Source organism: Mycobacterium sp. IDUB_3 (assembly GCF_055419585.1).
Genome location: NZ_JBVAXZ010000002.1, coordinates 776,232 through 791,821 on the forward strand (window position 1 = coordinate 776,232; position 15,590 = coordinate 791,821).

The 15,590-nt window shown below is 68.7% G+C and carries 18 protein-coding genes; 11 read left to right on the forward strand and 7 right to left on the reverse strand.

All coding sequences use genetic code 11. The features are described from left to right. Window positions 1-98 precede the first annotated feature (98 nt). The 3 genes from moxR1 to ACZYVJ_RS24725 are packed head-to-tail and all read left to right on the forward strand — an operon-like array spanning window position 99 to window position 3,183. On the forward strand, window positions 99-1,229 hold the full coding sequence (moxR1, locus tag ACZYVJ_RS24715; protein WP_463833753.1) for a chaperone MoxR1: 1,131 nt from the start codon (window positions 99-101) through the stop codon (window positions 1,227-1,229). 38 nt (window positions 1,230-1,267) lie between these two features. Then, window positions 1,268-2,179 (forward strand): DUF58 domain-containing protein, encoded by a 912-nt coding sequence (locus ACZYVJ_RS24720; protein ID WP_463833754.1) that lies wholly within the window; start codon window positions 1,268-1,270, stop codon window positions 2,177-2,179. Next, complete coding sequence (locus tag ACZYVJ_RS24725; RefSeq protein WP_463833755.1) at window positions 2,176-3,183, forward strand: VWA domain-containing protein; 1,008 nt, start codon at window positions 2,176-2,178, stop codon at window positions 3,181-3,183. The genes ACZYVJ_RS24720 and ACZYVJ_RS24725 overlap by 4 nt, the downstream gene beginning before the upstream one ends. Before the next feature lie 102 nt (window positions 3,184-3,285). Here ACZYVJ_RS24725 and ACZYVJ_RS24730 read toward each other — a convergent pair whose 3' ends face one another. Further along, window positions 3,286-4,125, reverse strand: coding sequence for a hypothetical protein (locus ACZYVJ_RS24730; protein ID WP_463833875.1), 840 nt, complete (start codon window positions 4,123-4,125; stop codon window positions 3,286-3,288). Between the two features lie 158 nt (window positions 4,126-4,283). On the opposite strand from ACZYVJ_RS24730, the gene fabG1 reads away from it, so the two are divergent. Genes fabG1 through ACZYVJ_RS24745 form a run of 3 tightly spaced genes read left to right on the forward strand, consistent with a single transcriptional unit; the run spans window position 4,284 to window position 6,927 of the window. Next, the gene (gene fabG1, locus ACZYVJ_RS24735; protein WP_463833756.1) at window positions 4,284-5,039 is read left to right on the forward strand and encodes a 3-oxoacyl-ACP reductase FabG1; all 756 of its coding nucleotides are present in this window, start codon (window positions 4,284-4,286) and stop codon (window positions 5,037-5,039) included. 34 nt (window positions 5,040-5,073) lie between these two features. Further along, window positions 5,074-5,883 carry an NADH-dependent enoyl-ACP reductase InhA gene (inhA, locus tag ACZYVJ_RS24740; protein ID WP_463833757.1) on the forward strand — a complete coding sequence of 270 codons (810 nt, stop codon included), beginning with the start codon at window positions 5,074-5,076 and terminating at the stop codon, window positions 5,881-5,883. A gap of 6 nt (window positions 5,884-5,889) precedes the next feature. Continuing rightward, the gene (locus tag ACZYVJ_RS24745; RefSeq protein WP_463833758.1) at window positions 5,890-6,927 is read left to right on the forward strand and encodes a ferrochelatase; all 1,038 of its coding nucleotides are present in this window, start codon (window positions 5,890-5,892) and stop codon (window positions 6,925-6,927) included. Here ACZYVJ_RS24745 and ACZYVJ_RS24750 read toward each other — a convergent pair. Further along, entirely contained in the window at window positions 6,924-7,868 is a 945-nt protein-coding gene (locus ACZYVJ_RS24750; protein WP_463833759.1) for a hypothetical protein, read from the reverse strand. The two genes, ACZYVJ_RS24745 and ACZYVJ_RS24750, sit on opposite strands and share 4 nt — an antisense overlap. A 57-nt stretch (window positions 7,869-7,925) precedes the next feature. Here ACZYVJ_RS24750 and ACZYVJ_RS24755 point away from each other — a divergent pair, with 57 nt between their 5' ends. The 3 genes from ACZYVJ_RS24755 to ACZYVJ_RS24765 are packed head-to-tail and all read left to right on the forward strand — an operon-like array spanning window position 7,926 to window position 9,896. Beyond that, window positions 7,926-8,363, forward strand: coding sequence for an NfeD family protein (locus ACZYVJ_RS24755; RefSeq protein WP_463833760.1), 438 nt, complete (start codon window positions 7,926-7,928; stop codon window positions 8,361-8,363). A 33-nt stretch (window positions 8,364-8,396) separates the two neighbouring features. Continuing rightward, on the forward strand, window positions 8,397-9,530 hold the full coding sequence (locus ACZYVJ_RS24760; RefSeq protein WP_067132702.1) for an SPFH domain-containing protein: 1,134 nt from the start codon (window positions 8,397-8,399) through the stop codon (window positions 9,528-9,530). A gap of 9 nt (window positions 9,531-9,539) precedes the next feature. Then, window positions 9,540-9,896: a DoxX family protein gene (locus tag ACZYVJ_RS24765; RefSeq protein ID WP_463833761.1), complete on the forward strand. Its 357-nt coding sequence runs from the start codon at window positions 9,540-9,542 to the stop codon at window positions 9,894-9,896. Here ACZYVJ_RS24765 and ACZYVJ_RS24770 read toward each other — a convergent pair. Together ACZYVJ_RS24770 and ACZYVJ_RS24775 are read right to left on the reverse strand one after the other, a co-directional pair. Beyond that, complete coding sequence (locus ACZYVJ_RS24770) at window positions 9,893-10,309, reverse strand: nitroreductase family deazaflavin-dependent oxidoreductase (RefSeq protein WP_463833876.1); 417 nt, start codon at window positions 10,307-10,309, stop codon at window positions 9,893-9,895. The genes ACZYVJ_RS24765 and ACZYVJ_RS24770 overlap by 4 nt on opposite strands. A 158-nt stretch (window positions 10,310-10,467) precedes the next feature. Next, window positions 10,468-10,863, reverse strand: coding sequence for a hypothetical protein (locus ACZYVJ_RS24775; RefSeq protein ID WP_463833762.1), 396 nt, complete (start codon window positions 10,861-10,863; stop codon window positions 10,468-10,470). Window positions 10,864-11,004: 141 nt separating this feature from the next. Here ACZYVJ_RS24775 and ACZYVJ_RS24780 point away from each other — a divergent pair, with 141 nt between their 5' ends. After that, window positions 11,005-11,715, forward strand: a complete 711-nt coding sequence (locus ACZYVJ_RS24780; RefSeq protein ID WP_463833763.1) for a response regulator transcription factor — start codon at window positions 11,005-11,007, stop codon at window positions 11,713-11,715. Beyond that, entirely contained in the window at window positions 11,712-13,190 is a 1,479-nt protein-coding gene (locus tag ACZYVJ_RS24785; RefSeq protein ID WP_463833764.1) for a sensor histidine kinase, read from the forward strand. Before ACZYVJ_RS24780 ends, ACZYVJ_RS24785 begins: the two co-directional genes overlap by 4 nt. A gap of 63 nt (window positions 13,191-13,253) precedes the next feature. Here the strand turns inward: ACZYVJ_RS24785 and ACZYVJ_RS24790 are convergent, their stop codons facing one another. The 3 genes from ACZYVJ_RS24790 to ACZYVJ_RS24800 all read right to left on the reverse strand — a co-directional run bounded on the left by ACZYVJ_RS24790 (window position 13,254) and on the right by ACZYVJ_RS24800 (window position 15,488). Then, window positions 13,254-13,496 (reverse strand): hypothetical protein, encoded by a 243-nt coding sequence (locus ACZYVJ_RS24790; RefSeq protein WP_463833765.1) that lies wholly within the window; start codon window positions 13,494-13,496, stop codon window positions 13,254-13,256. A 181-nt stretch (window positions 13,497-13,677) separates the two neighbouring features. Beyond that, complete coding sequence (locus ACZYVJ_RS24795; protein WP_463833766.1) at window positions 13,678-14,655, reverse strand: S1 family peptidase; 978 nt, start codon at window positions 14,653-14,655, stop codon at window positions 13,678-13,680. Window positions 14,656-14,720: 65 nt separating this feature from the next. Beyond that, entirely contained in the window at window positions 14,721-15,488 is a 768-nt protein-coding gene (locus ACZYVJ_RS24800) for a TVP38/TMEM64 family protein (protein ID WP_463833767.1), read from the reverse strand. Between the last annotated feature and the right edge of the window lie 102 nt (window positions 15,489-15,590).

The following is a 15,590-nucleotide window of genomic DNA, read 5'->3' on the forward strand; positions in this document are numbered from 1 at the left end:
AACCCGCGCCGTCGACGGAATTCGACGGGCCTGGAATAGTTGGACGCGGGCACGTCGCTGCCCGGCAGTCGTGTCCGTTTGAGCGTGGAGGGTTCTTGATGACAGCAGCAGGTGGGCCGCCGCCAGGCGCCAGCGGTTACGCGGGCCCGGGTGGGCAATCCGGCCCGGCGCACGAAGCGCCGGCAGGCGGCGGCAACGGCCTTGCCGCCGAGGTTCAGACCCTCGAACGGGCCATCTTCGAGGTCAAGCGCATCATCGTCGGCCAGGACCAGCTCGTGGAGCGCATGCTCGTCGGCCTGTTGTCCAAGGGCCACGTGCTGCTCGAGGGTGTGCCCGGCGTGGCCAAGACGCTGGCCGTCGAGACCTTCGCCAAGGTGGTCGGCGGGACGTTCGCACGCATCCAGTTCACCCCCGACCTGGTGCCCACCGACATCATCGGTACCCGCATCTACCGGCAGGGCAAGGAAGAGTTCGACACCGAGCTCGGCCCGGTAGTCGCCAATTTCCTACTCGCCGACGAGATCAACCGTGCGCCGGCCAAGGTGCAGTCGGCGCTGCTGGAGGTCATGCAGGAACGCCAGGTCTCGATCGGCGGCAAGAGGTTCCCGCTGCCCAACCCCTTCCTGGTGATGGCGACGCAGAACCCCATCGAGCACGAGGGTGTGTACCCGTTGCCCGAGGCCCAGCGCGACCGCTTCCTGTTCAAGATCAACGTCGGCTACCCGTCGCCGGAGGAGGAGCGGGAGATCATCTACCGGATGGGCGTGCGCCCGCCGGAGCCCAAGCAGATCCTCAACACCGGCGACCTGCTGCGGCTGCAGGACATCGCGGCCAACGGCTTCGTCCACCACGCACTGGTGGACTACGTCGTGCGCGTGGTGACCGCCACCCGTCATCCCGAGCAGCTCGGCATGAACGACGTCAAGACGTGGATCTCGTTCGGGGCTTCCCCGCGCGCGTCGCTGGGCATCATCGCCGCGTCCCGGTCGCTGGCCCTGGTCCGCGGCCGTGACTACGTCATTCCGCAAGATGTGGTGGACGTCATTCCCGACGTGCTGCGCCACCGGCTGGTGCTGACCTACGACGCGCTGGCCGACGAGATCTCACCGGAGATCGTCATCAACCGGGTGCTGCAGACGGTGGCCCTACCTCAGGTGAATGCCGTTCCGCAGCAAGGTCATTCGGTGCCCCCGGTGATGCAACCCGCCGGCGCGGCCAGCGGTCGGTGACCGAACCCACCAGGCCGTCGGCTGTCCATCCCCCGTCGATGCAACGGGGGCAGATCGATGACCCGAAGCTCTCGGCGGCGCTGCGCACCCTCGAACTCACCGTCAAACGCAAGCTCGACGGTGTGCTGCACGGCGATCACCTCGGCCTGATCCCGGGCCCGGGCTCGGAACCGGGGGAGTCGCGCGAGTACCAGCCCGGCGATGACGTCCGCCGGATGGACTGGGCCGTCACCGCGCGCACCACCCACCCGCACGTGCGGCAGATGATCGCCGACCGCGAGCTGGAAACCTGGCTGGTGGTCGACATGTCGGCCAGCCTGGACTTCGGCACCACCGTGTGCGAGAAGCGCGACCTGGCCGTCGCGGCCGCGGCCGCCATCACGTTCCTCAACAGCGGGGGCGGCAACCGGCTGGGCGCGATCGTCTCCACCGGCGCCACCATCACCCGGGTGCCCGCCCGCTCCGGGCGCCAGCACGAGCACACGCTGCTGCGCACCATCGCCACCACGCCCCGCGCACCGGTCGGGGTGCGCGGCGACCTGGCAACGGCGATCGACTCGCTGCGCCGCCCGGAACGCCGCCGCGGCATGGCGGTGATCATCAGCGACTTCCTCGGACCGATCAACTGGATGCGCCCGTTGCGCGCGGTCGCCGCCCGGCACGAGGTGCTGGCCGTCGAGGTGCTGGATCCACGCGACGTCGAGCTGCCCGACATCGGCGACGTGGTGCTGCAGGACGCCGAGTCCGGCGTCACCCGCGAATTCACCATCGACGCCCAGCTGCGGGACGATTTCGCCAAGGCCGCCGCGGCGCACCGGGCCGACGTGGCGCGCACCATCCGCAGCTGCGGGGCCCCGATCCTGACGCTGCGCACCGACCGTGACTGGATCGCCGACATCGTGCGCTTTGTCGAATCCCGCCGGCGCGGTGCATTGGCAGGGCGGCAGTGACACTGCCGCTACTCGGCCCAATGTCGTTGTCGGGCTTTGAACATTCGTGGTTCTTTCTATTCCTGCTCGTCGTCGTCGGGCTGGCCGCGCTCTACATCCTGATGCAGTTGGCGCGGCAGCGGCGCATGCTGCGGTTCGCCAACATGGAGCTGCTGGAAAGCGTTGCCCCCAAACGGCCTTCGACCTGGCGCCACGTGCCGGCGATCCTGCTCATCGCGTCGCTGGTGCTGTTCACCATCGCGATGGCGGGCCCGACGAACGACGTCCGGATTCCCCGCAACCGCGCGGTGGTGATGCTGGTCATCGACGTCTCGCAGTCCATGCGTGCCACCGACGTGCAGCCCACCCGGATGGCGGCTGCCCAGGAAGCCGCCAAGCAGTTCGCCGACGAGCTGACCCCGGGCATCAACCTCGGGCTGATCGCCTATGCGGGGACCGCGACGGTGTTGGTGTCGCCGACGACCAACCGCGAATCGACCAAGACCGCGCTGGACAAGTTGCAGTACGCGGACCGCACCGCCACCGGGGAGGGCATCTTCACCGCCCTGCAGGCCATCGCGACGGTCGGTGCGGTGATCGGTGGCGGCGACAAACCGCCGCCGGCGCGCATCGTGCTGTTCTCCGACGGCAAGGAGACGATGCCGACCAACCCGGACAACCCGAAGGGCGCGTTCACCGCCGCACGCACCGCCAAGGACCAGGGCGTGCCGATCTCAACCATCTCGTTCGGCACCCCGTACGGCTTCGTCGAGATCAACGACCAGCGCCAGCCGGTGCCCGTCGACGACGAGACGCTGAAGAAGGTCGCTCAGCTCTCGGGTGGAAACGCGTACAACGCAGCGTCATTGCAGGAATTGAAATCGGTGTACGCGACGCTGCAGGAGCAGATCGGCTACGAGACCATCAAGGGCGATGCCAGCGTGGGCTGGGTGCGGCTGGGTGCGCTGGTGCTGGCGCTGGCGGCGCTGGCGGCGTTGCTGATCAACCGGCGCCTGCCGACGTAGGCGTCGCCCGTTCGGCCGTTCGCCCTCGCCCGTAACCCCTCCCCCTTTTTGGCCGCGAGCGTAAGCACAATGCGAATTTCGGCCCGAATTTCCACAGTGGGCTTACGCTCGCGAAGCGCGGGCCTTGCGCACACGGCGGATGATCTCGTCGCGGTGATGCTCTGCGATGACCCTGACGACGATCCACCCGTGACGTTCGATCATCTCCAGCCGGCGGATGTCCTTGACGTACTGATAGCGACTCGATCGATGCTGATCGCCGCCGTACTCCACGGCCACTTTGATGTCCTCCCAACCCATGTCCAAATAGGCTTCTGCCCAGCCCCATTCGTTGCGGACTGGAATCTGTGTCTGGGGAGCGGGAACGCCGGCCGCAATCAACAGCAGGCGCAGCCAGGTCTCCTTGGGGGACTGCGCTCCACCGTCGGCGAGCTCGAGGGCGGCGCGAGCGGCCTTTATGCCTCGGCGCCCGCGATACCGCTCGACCAACAACTCGACGTCGGCCATCTTCAGATCGGTCGCCCGCACGAGTGCGTCGACCGCAGCGACCGCGGCACCCAGCTGGCATCGCCTGGCCAAATCGAGCGCGGTTCGAGCGGGTGTGGTGACTCGCATGCTGTCGACGACGGCGATCTCGTCGGCCTCGATCCGCTCTTCCCAAACATGCACGCCCGCGGCAGGCCACCGGTTGGTGTCGATGATCGCGGCGGGCAGCGCTGGGTCGATCCACTTCGAGCCGTGCAGCGCCGAGGCCGAAAACCCGGCGAGTATGCCGCGCCGGCGTGATCGCAACCAGCAGGCCTTCGCGCGCAACACCGCCGTCAGCTCGAGGTCTCTGTCCACGTACACGTCTTTGTGCAGCGCCGTATACCGCTTGCGCAGCTCATGCGGAGTCACTGCGCCGACGGCTAGGGCTTCGCTGCCCAAAAAGGGGCCTGTCATGCCCGTCATGGGCGGAAGTGTGCTCCGCCACACCGACAGAGCTCCGCGAGCGTAAGCACACGGTGGAATTCCGGGCCGAAAGTCGCAGCCTGCTTACGCTCGCGGTGCTAACGGGGGGAGATTTCAGGCCCACCGCACCGAGGCGATAAGTTGGCCGGGTGACTGACGCAGCCACCGAACTCGCCGCCAACGGCGTCAAACCGGCATTCGTATCCCGTTCAGTCCTGGTCACCGGCGGAAACCGGGGAATCGGGCTGGCGATTGCACAGCGGCTGGCCGCCGACGGCCACAAGGTTGCCATCACGCACCGCGGATCCGGAGCGCCCGAGGGACTGTTCGGTGTCGAGTGCGACGTGACCGACAACGACGCCGTCGACCGCGCCTTCAAAGAGGTCGAGGAGCACCAGGGTCCGGTCGAGGTGCTGGTGTCCAACGCCGGCGTCTCCGCGGACGCGTTCCTCATCCGGATGACCGAGGAGCGGTTCGAGAAGGTCATCAACGCCAACCTCACCGGCGCGTTCCGGGTCGCCCAACGGGCATCGCGCAGCATGCAGAAGAAGCGGTTCGGCCGGATGATCTTCGTCGGCTCGGTCTCCGGCAGTTGGGGCATCGGTAACCAGTCCAACTACGCCGCCTCCAAGGCCGGTCTCATCGGCATGGCCCGTTCGATCTCCCGGGAGCTGTCCAAGGCCGGGGTGACCGCGAACGTGGTGGCCCCCGGCTACATCGACACCGAGATGACGCGCGCGCTGGACGAGCGGATTCAGGCCGGGGCGCTGGAATTCATCCCCGCGAAGCGGGTCGGCACCGCCGCGGAGGTCGCCGGGGTGGTCAGCTTCCTGGCTTCGGAGGACGCGAGTTACATCGCCGGTGCGGTCATCCCGGTCGACGGCGGCATGGGCATGGGCCACTGACTTCAACCACGACATAAGGATATTGAGGACGGACATGGCAGGACTGCTCGACGGCAAACGGATTCTGATCACCGGGATCATCACCGATTCGTCGATTGCTTTTCACATCGCCAAGGCGGCCCAGGAGGCGGGTGCGCAGTTGGTGCTCACCGGGTTCGACCGGTTGCGCCTGATTCAGCGCATCGCCGACCGGCTGCCGGAGAAGGCGCCGCTGATCGAACTCGACGTGCAAAACGAGGAGCACCTGAACTCGCTCGCCGAGCGGATTACGGCCGAGATCGGCGAGGGCAACAATCTCGCCGGTGTGGTTCACTCGATCGGTTTCATGCCGCAGACGGGGATGGGCATCAACCCGTTCTTCGACGCGCCGTATGAGGATGTCTCCAAAGGCATTCACATTTCGGCATATTCGTACGCCTCGCTGGCCAAGGCGGTGTTGCCGATCATGAACCCCGGCGGCTCCATCGTGGGCATGGACTTCGACCCCAGCCGGGCGATGCCGGCCTACAACTGGATGACCGTGGCCAAGAGTGCGCTGGAATCGGTCAACCGGTTCGTGGCGCGCGAGGCGGGCAGGTCCGGTGTGCGCTCCAATCTCGTTGCCGCGGGCCCCATCCGGACGCTGGCCATGAGCGCCATCGTCGGCGGTGCGCTCGGCGAAGAGGCCGGCGCGCAGATGCAGCTGCTGGAAGAGGGCTGGGACCAGCGCGCCCCGATCGGCTGGAACATGAAGGACCCGACGCCGGTCGCCAAGACGGTGTGCGCGTTGCTCTCGGACTGGCTGCCGGCGACGACGGGCACCATCATCTACGCCGACGGTGGCGCAAGCACCCAATTGCTGTAAACGGCAATGGAATTCGACGCGGTCCTGCTGCTGTCCTTCGGTGGGCCGGAAGGTCCCGAGCAGGTTCGGCCGTTCTTGGAGAACGTCACCCGGGGCCGCAACGTGCCACCGGAACGTCTCGATGATGTCGCCGGGCACTACCTGCATTTCGGCGGGGTGTCGCCGATCAACAACATCAATCGCGCGTTGGTCACGCAACTGGAAGCCGAACTGCATAACCGCGGCTTGGACCTGCCGGTCTACTTCGGCAACCGCAACTGGGCACCCTACGTCGAAGACACCGTCGCGACGATGCGGGACAACGGGATTCGCCGGGCCGCGGTGTTCACCACGTCGGCATGGAGCGGCTATTCCAGCTGCACGCAATACGTCGAGGACATCGCGCGGGCACGCGAGGCTGCTGGACCCCAAGCGCCCGAATTGGTCAAGCTGCGGCCCTATTTCGACCACCCGCGGTTCGTGCAGATATTCGCCGACACCATCGGTGCGGCGTCGGGCGCGCTGACCGCCGAACAACAGGCCGGCGCGCGTCTGGTGTTCACCGCGCATTCCATCCCGGTGGCCGCCGACGACCGGCTGGGCCCGCAGCTGTACAGCCGCCAAGTCGCCTATGCCGCAAGCCTTGTGGCGGCCGCAGCCGGATACCGCGACTACGACCTGGCGTGGCAGTCCCGGTCGGGGCCGCCCCAGGTTCCGTGGCTGGAGCCCGACGTCGCCGACCTCCTGGCCGAGCTGGCACAGGCCGGCACCAAGGCCGTCATCGTCTGCCCGATCGGGTTTGTGGCCGATCACATCGAGGTGGTGTGGGACCTCGACAACGAGTTGGCGGCCCAGGCGGAGGCGGCGGGCGTGGCGCTGGTGCGGGCGTCAACACCCAACGCCCACCCGCGTTTCGCGCAACTGGGCGCGGACCTGATCGACGAACTGCGCTACGGCCGGGCGCCCGAGAGGGTAGCCGGGACGGACCCGGTGCCGGGCTGCCTGGCCAGCGTCAACGGCGCGCCGTGCCGCCCGCCGCACTGCGCGGCCGGCACCAGCCCCTAGTCGCCCCAGGCGGAATGCAGGATCGCGGTCACCGCCGCCATCCGCGCCGAACGCACCACGGCGGTCAGCGGACGCAACGCATCACTGGCGATGCGCGCCTCGGACGATGATTGGGTTCCCAACGGCTCCAGGCCGGCGGCGACGGGCGCGGTGAAACGGTCCGGGGAGTCGGATCGGCTCAGCCCCGCGCTGACCGCGATGATGGCGTCGACGTGCGCGGCGTTCTCCAGCACCCGCAGCGCGCGCGTCGGCGCGTGGTCGGGAATGCGGTGTTGCCGTGCGGATTCCAGCAGTTGCTCGACCAGTCCGCGCGGGTCGTCGACGTCGGCCGCGGCGGCTCCCAGCCCGATGGCGCCCAGCGCGTCGGCGGCCGAGCGCACCGCCGACCGCAGCGTGTACTCGGCGTCGCCGAGCTCGTAATGTTCCAGCACCGGCGCACCGGGCAGCGAATACACCGTCCAGGTCAGCGCGCACAATTCCGCCAGCCGCGTCTCGTAGTCCTCGGGCGCGTCCTCGTCGTCCTCGTAGGAGAATTCGGGCACCAGGCCGACGGCGGTGGCGGGATTGCGGGGATTGGCGATGATCACCGCTTCGCCGGCGGCCAGGGCGTCCCGCTCGAACTGCGTTCCGGGGGCCAGCCCGCGCACGTCGCCGGGTACCGGCAAAATCACGTTGATCGTCCCGCGCATCAAACCGAGGGCATCCGGCGTCGACGTCGGCCGGCCGATCGCGGCGCGCAATGTCTGCAGCAGCGTGACCGTTCCGGCATCGTGCACGTCGGGCCAGGGCAGCCCGATGTGGCCCGCGGCGACGGCATCATACGCGGTCACCGATTGCTTTGGCGCCCAAACGGATAACGCGTCCAGGACGTCGTCGGGCGCGGCCTTTCCCGCGAGCCAGGCATTGGCCCACAGGGACAGCGAAACACTGGGACACCACACGAGAACGCAGTGTAGTTGTTTTGCCCGGCAAAGGCGGATCACGCGTATTCTTGCCGCATGCCCGCCGCGCTGCTTTGGCTAATATCCGCGCTGGTGCTGGCCGGTGCGGAGGCACTAACCGGCCATTTGTTTTTGGTGATGCTCGGTGGGGGCGCACTGGCCGCCTCGCTAACCAGTTGGCTCACCGACTTGCCGGTGTGGGCCAACGGCGCGGTGTTCCTGATCGTCTCGGTGCTGCTGTTGGTGCTGGTTCGCCCGCCGCTGAAGCGACGGCTGACGCCGGCCGGGATGCCGCGCTTGGGAATCGAGGCGCTGCAGGGCAAAACCGCGCTGGTGCTCGAGCGGGTCGCACGCGACGAGGGCCAGGTCAAACTCGACGGCCAGGTGTGGACCGCGCGCCCGCTCGACGACGCCGAGGTCTACGAACCCGGCGAGCCGGTCACCGTCATGCAGATCGAGGGCGCCACCGCGGTGGTCTTCAAGAGCAGTCTGTAGCAGCGAGAAACGCTGCGAAGGAAAGGAAGTCCGATGCAAGGTGCGGTTGCTGGGTTAGTGCTGCTGGCCGTCTTGGTGATTTTCGCCATCGTCGTGGTGGCCAAGTCGGTTGCGCTGATACCTCAGGCAGAGGCCGCGGTGATCGAACGGCTGGGACGATACAGCCGCACGGTCAGCGGGCAGCTGACGTTGTTGGTGCCGTTCATCGATCGGGTTCGCGCCCGGGTTGATCTGCGCGAGCGGGTGGTGTCGTTCCCGCCGCAGCCGGTGATCACCGAGGACAACCTGACCCTCAACATCGACACGGTGGTCTACTTCCAGGTCACCGTGCCCCAGGCGGCCGTCTACGAGATCAGCAACTACATCGTCGGCGTCGAGCAGCTCACCACCACCACGCTGCGCAACGTCGTCGGCGGCATGACGCTCGAGCAGACGCTGACGTCGCGCGACCAGATCAACGGGCAGCTGCGCGGCGTGCTCGACGAGGCGACCGGCCGCTGGGGGTTGCGGGTCGCCCGGGTCGAATTGCGCAGCATCGACCCGCCGCCGTCGATCCAGGCGTCGATGGAAAAGCAGATGAAGGCCGACCGCGAGAAGCGCGCGATGATCCTGACCGCCGAAGGCAACCGGCAAGCGGCAATCATGCAGGCCGAGGGACAGAAGACTGCGCAGATCCTCGCCGCCGAGGGTGCCAAGCAGGCCACGATCCTGACCGCCGAGGCGGACCGGCAGTCCCGGGTGCTGCGCGCACAGGGCGAGCGCGCCGCCGCCTACCTGCGGGCGCAGGGGCAGGCCAAGGCCATCGAGAAGACGTTTGCCGCGATCAAGGCCGGCAGGCCCACTCCGGAGATGCTGGCCTACCAGTACTTGCAGACGCTGCCCGAGATGGCGCGCGGCGACGCCAACAAGGTGTGGGTGGTGCCCAGTGACTTCAGCGCGGCATTGCAGGGATTCACCAAGCTGTTGGCAACCCCGGGTGAGGACGGCGTGTTCCGCTTCCAGCCGTCGCCCGTCGATGACGCGCCCAAGCACAGCGCCGACGACGACGCTGAGGTCGCCGACTGGTTCTCCACCGAAACCGATCCCTCGGTCGCCCAGGCGGTAGCCAAGGCCGAGGCAATCGCCGGCAAGCCCGCAGACGGCTCGACTGCGGAGCTGACTCCCTAGGATTAGCGCATGAGTGTGTTGACTTCCCCGAAGACCTATACGGCGCTCGGCGTGTTCCACGCCGTCGACGCGGTGGCGTGCGGCGTTCAGGTGGCCCCGATCAAGAAGGTCCTCGATGACGTGGGTGTGCCGGAGAACATCCGGCCGGTGCTGCCGGTGGTGAAGGCGGCCGCCGCGGTCGGTTTGCTGTCGGTTCATCGCTTTCCGGCGTTGGCGCGGTTGACGACGGCGATGCTGACGTTGTACTTCGTGCTGGCGGTCGGCGCGCACGTTCGGGTGCGCGACAAGGTCGTCAACGGCCTTCCAGCCGCGGTGTTTCTGGCGCTGGTCGCCGCGATGACGATCAAGGGGCCGGACCAGAATTAGTCGAGGCGCAACTCGACCATGGGCAGGGCGGTGTCGGTCTCGGTGATCGGCGCCCCGAGCGTTTCCTCCAGTACCGGCCTCATCTTTTCCCAGGCCTTGCGATGACGGCTGAGGTAGCCGGCCAGCGCGCGGTCGGCCTCGTGTTGGTCGAGGACCCGCGCGGTGGCGCGCCTGGGCGCGTGGCTGCCCGCGTAGACACGCACACCCGGGTTGGCCTGGATGTTGCGGAACCACTGCGCCTTTCGGCCGAAGCCCGACGCGACGACGTAGCTGTCCGGCGAGGAGTGTTCTAGCACCTCCAAGACCACATAGCGTGGTGCGCCGGATTTGCGGCCGATGTGCTCGAGCATCAGGATGCGCGAGCCGAACAGCGCTCCGGCGCGCGCCTTGTAGATCCGGATCGGTGCGCGCATCAGGCGGCGCGAGCGCAGCACGCGTGCGCCGAGGCTGGCAAGAAACGACACCGGTTGCCCTGCGCTCTCCACGGTCGTCGGGATAACCGAGACGGTACTGGGCCGACGCCTGTCGCCGTCACGATTTCAAAGCATCGTGACGGCGACAGGTTCAGTTGTCAGGGATGCGGCGTGGGGGACGCCGGCGTCGGCGCGGGCGGTGTCGGGAATCCCTCACCCGGGGGCGGCGTCCAGACGCCCCGCGGGGGCCCCGATGGCCCGGGCGGCGTGAATCCGAAACCGCCCGGCATCGGGCCACCCATCGGTGGGGGCGGGGGACCGTGGAACGGCGCCGCGAACCCCGGCGGCGGCCCGGGAGGCGGCGGCGGGGGTGGCCCGACGCTGACGATCCAGGCGAAGGCGATCGCCGCGACGGTGCCGACGGCGCCCAGCAGCACGCCCGCCACTCCGGCGCCGATCACCACGCCGGTGGGGTGACGGCGTCGCTCGGGTGCTTGGTAGGCGACCGGCGCCGGCGGGGGTGTATTGGTGTTGATGTCGTCGTTCGTGGTCATGTCACGGACGTTAAGAGCCGGGGCTGAAATGGATCTGAAGAAATTGGTCCTCTGTGACGAAGTGACGATGGTGACGACGGTGATGTCTGGTACGCCACCGCCCTTCAGGTTCGTTTCAGCACCGGTGCTGACAATGGGGGCATGACGGATTGCATCCGCGCCGCCGGCCAGTTCAGCGTCGGCACGCCCCGGGTGCTGGTCGTCGAGGACTCTGAGACCATCCGGGAGATGGTCAGCGAGGCGCTCGCCGATGTCGGGTATCACACCGACGCCCGCTGCGACGGCGATGGTCTGGAAGAAGTTCTCGACGGGATGCGGCCCGACCTGGTGGTGCTCGACGTGATGTTGCCCGGGCGCGACGGGTTCGAACTGATCGACGTCATCCGCGAATGGGGCGACATCGGGATCGTCCTGATCACGGCGCGCGACGGGCTGCCCGATCGGCTACGTGGACTCGACGGCGGGGCCGACGACTACGTCATCAAGCCGTTCGAGCTGGCCGAACTGGTGTCGCGGGTCGGTGCGGTGCTGCGCCGTCGCGGCCGGCTTTCTCAGGTGATTCAGGTGGGTGACGTCACCCTGGACCTCGGCGCCGGCGTGGCCGCACGCGGCGGTCACCGGCTGGATCTGACCGCGACCGAGCTGCGGGTGCTGGCTTTCCTGGTAGAGCAGCGCGGCCGGATCGTCAGCGCGGGCCAGATCCTGAACGGGGTGTGGGGCTACGACGCCTACGACCCCAACCTGGTGCAGGTCCATGTCAGCGGGCTGCGGCGCAAGCTCGAGGCGCACGGGCCGCGGATCCTGCACACCGTGCGCGGCATCGGCTACCGCCTGCAGGCCGGGCGGTCATGACGGCCGCGTCGACGACGCCGACGCCGTCGTTGCAACGTCGCGTGACGCTGGTGGTGCTGGCGTTGCTGGCCGTCCTGTTGGTGGTGCTCGGAGTCACCATCGACATCACGATGGGTGTGCTCGCCCACCGCAATCTGCACGATCGGCTGCTGGCCGCGACCTCGCGCGCCGACGCGTTGAGCGCCGCCCACACCTCACCCGATCTGCTCGCCGCCGAGCTCAACGGCGGCGGTATCCGGGCGCTCGTGATCACGGCCGACGGCACCGCGTACGGTGACCGCGGGATCAGCCCCGAGCTGAGCGACGGGGAGGTCGAACCGCCGCCGTTCTATCCTCCGCCGCCTCCATATCCACCGCCGCCTTATCCGCCGCCGCCTTATCCACCGCCGTATCCGCCACCGCCGTACGCACTTCCGCCGCCGCCCGGCCCTCCGCCGGATGCCACCGCGACGGCCGTCGTGCACCCGCTGCCCAATGGCAGCCGGCTCATCCTGGTCGCCGATACCACGCAGACCACCCAGATCGCGCATCAGTTGCGCGGGTTGATGATCGGGGTGGGCCTGGTGACCCTGCTCCTCGCGGCGCTGCTACTCATCGCGGTCAGCCGGGCGGCGCTGCGTCCGCTGGATCGGCTCACCGCGCTGGCCAACGCCATCACCACCGGGGACCGCGGCCAGCGGCTGCGCCCAGACCGCACGAACACCGAACTCGGCCGCGCCGCAAGCGCTTTCGACGGCATGCTGGACGCACTGGAACTGTCCGAACACCGGGCCCGGCACGCCGCCGACACCGCGCAGCGCGCGGAGACGGCGACCCGGCGATTTCTCGTCGACGCCGCCCACGAGTTGCGCACCCCGATCGCCGGCATTCAGGTCGCCGCCGAGCAGGTCGCCCACAGCGCCTCCGATCACCAGGACGACGGGCAATACCGCCGGGCGAGCCTGTTGCTCTCCGACGCTCGGCGCGCCGGACGACTGGTTTCCGACATGCTGGATCTGAGCCGCATCGACGCCGGGCTCGCCCTCGAGCTGCAGGACGTGGATGTGGCCGCGGTGCTCGACGGCGAAGCCGACAGAGCCGCGATGCTGGGGCCACAGGTCAGCGTCACCCGCACCGGTTTGACCACGCTGCACCTCGACGCCGACGCGACCCGTCTGTCGCAGATCGTGTCCAACGTGCTCGACAACGCCCGCCGGTACACACCCGCCGGCGGAGCCATCACCGTCGACCTTCGCGCACTCGATGGCCTCGCGGAGATCACCATCACCGACACCGGCCCGGGCATCCCGGATGACCAGCGGGACAACATCTTCGAGCGGCTGGTACGGCTGGACCCCGGCCGGGCCCGCGACCACGGCGGCGCCGGCCTGGGGCTGGCGATTGCGCGGGCGCTGGCGCGTGCCCACGGCGGCGAACTGGCGTGCCTGCCGCACCAGGGCGGCGCACAATTCCGGCTCACGCTGCCGCGGGAATGAGGCCGAGCGGTGACCGCCCATCTGAGGCGGCCACCGCTCGGCACGGCTAGCGCAGGGCCGGCGTCAGAACCCCGGCGGTGGCGGACGGAACTGTCCACCGGGACCGCCGGGCGGCGGCGGAGCAAGCGGTCCGCCCGGTGGCGGGGGCGGGCCGCCGGGCCCACCTGGCCCCGGTCCCCAGGGTTGCCCCGGTCCGGGCGGCGGTGGCGGCGGATCCGCGCTGGCCACCGCGGCACCGATCCCGGCCGCGGCCACCCCGAGGGTTCCCGCGATCAACGAACCAGCGATCAGTTGCTTGATCTTCACTGGGCCCATCCATCCTCTCTGTCGACGGTTTCTTTCCCGGTCGGCGCGAAATCGTGCTACTCGCACCGCTTTTACCGGTCACCGCGCCCTCGGCGTCGCCGCGTCGGAGGCGATGACGCGACGGTAGGAAGTCAGCCTGAAGCCGACCTGAAGATGGCAGGAGCCGCGTGGCGAGGGTCTCTCAGCGCGGGGAAGCCGGCGCGGTCGCGGCCGTCAGGTGCCACTTGTCCAGCCAGGGCCGCACCAACTCGGCGACGGAGAATTTCGCCCGCGCGGCGCACCCGGCTTTCGTGGTGTAGGGATCGCCGCCGCGAATGAGGATGCCGACGGCGCTGACGGTGCCGTCCTTTTCGTACAGGTACACCGGTCCGCCCGAATCCCCGCACCGGCCGCTCGCCAGGAACACGACCTTGCTGCCGGTGATCTGCACGATCTGTCCGCAGGCGTCCGTGCCGGAGCCCATGCCGAACTTGCACAGCTGCTGGCCGAGCCGCAGGTTGGTGGCGACACCGCTGACCGGCAACGACGAGGCGATCGCCGAGGACTGGGGAACGTTGTCAGCGTCCAGCGTGATCAGGCCGATGTCGTGCTGTTCGTCGTGGACTCCCTCGCTGACCGTCTCGCTGAACGTGCCCAGCGTCGCGTAGGGCAAAACGCCGCCCAGGTTCATCGTCACCTTGCTGGGTTCTCCGGGACGGTTGCAATGCCCGGCGGTGAGGACCGCGGGCCTGCCGCTGCTGGTGTGCACCAGAAACCCTGCGGTACAGCCCATTCCGCCGGAGCCGTCAGCGTAGTCGACATAGATTCCGGCACCCGGGCCCGCGGCGCTGGCGGCGGGCAGATCGATGGGTGCCAGGACGGGCGGCGGTGACGGCGCCGACTGCTGCGCGGGCGTGGCGGGCCCGGGGAACACGCAGACGGCCGCCACCAGAGCGGTGATGCTGCACACCACCGCGAGGCTGAGCAATGAGGTGTGGATCTTGGCGCGGCGGGGCTGCACGTGCAAGGCCGCGAAAAGGTTCCTCTTCGGCCTGCGACGCCGCTCGTCCGGACCGGGTAGGAAGCCCATCACGGCGAGCACCGCCAACACCAGGGCACTCAGCGGCAACGCGACGGTACGAGCCGGCGAGTACTGCGTCCCCCAGCTCGCGACCTCCATCGCGTACACCACTCCATTAGATCGATCTTTGGCGCGCCGCGCGGCGGTCTGAACGAAGTAGGTGATCAGCCGATGGCGGCCGGTTCGGGGGTGTGCTCGTCGTCGAGGTGACGGTGCGCGCGGCGGTGGTGCCGACGGAAGTGACGGATCTCGATGATCAGCCCCGTGAGTCCCAGCGCGCTCGTGACCGCCGACACCAGATACAGCAGCGCGCTGATGTGACCGGCGAGCGCATCGCCGAGAACCACCACGGCGGTGGTGCCGGGCAGCAACCCGACCAGAGTCGCCACCGCATAGGGCAGCACCCGCACGCTCGACGCGCCCGCGGCGTAGTTGAGCGCGGAGAACGGCACCGCGGGAATCAGCCTCAGCGACAGGATGGCCAGCCAGCCCCGTTGTCGCAGGCGCGCTTCCACCGTCTCGATGGATCGGTGGCGCACCAGGCGGCTCAGCCGCCATCCGGCTGCACGCACCAACAGCAAGGCGATCATCGCGCTCGCGGTGCTGGCAACCACCGCGATGGCGACGCCCAGCAGCGGGCCGAACAGCAGGCCGGCGGCCAGGGTGAACGCCGTGCGCGGGATGGGCACCACCGTCACGACGATGTGGACGGCCAAGAACGCCAGCGGAAACCACGGTCCGACGGACTGCGCCCAGTCGCGCATCTGCACCGGCGAGGGCAGCGGCAGCCACGACGCCAGCACCAGCAGCGCTGTGATGCCCACCACTGTCCAGACGATCCGCGACCGGGACACACCTCGCGCGGCGACGCCGATGGCGCAGCCGAGATCGCGGAGCGTCTCGGTGATTTTGCTGGTGGCGGAACCCGTCACGCCTTCCTAGGGTACGGGGCGCAGATGAATAACCCGTTTCTCGAGGCTGGCGTTTCACCGGGAATCGAGCCCGCTCGCCGCACCTGGCGGTTTTTAGCGACG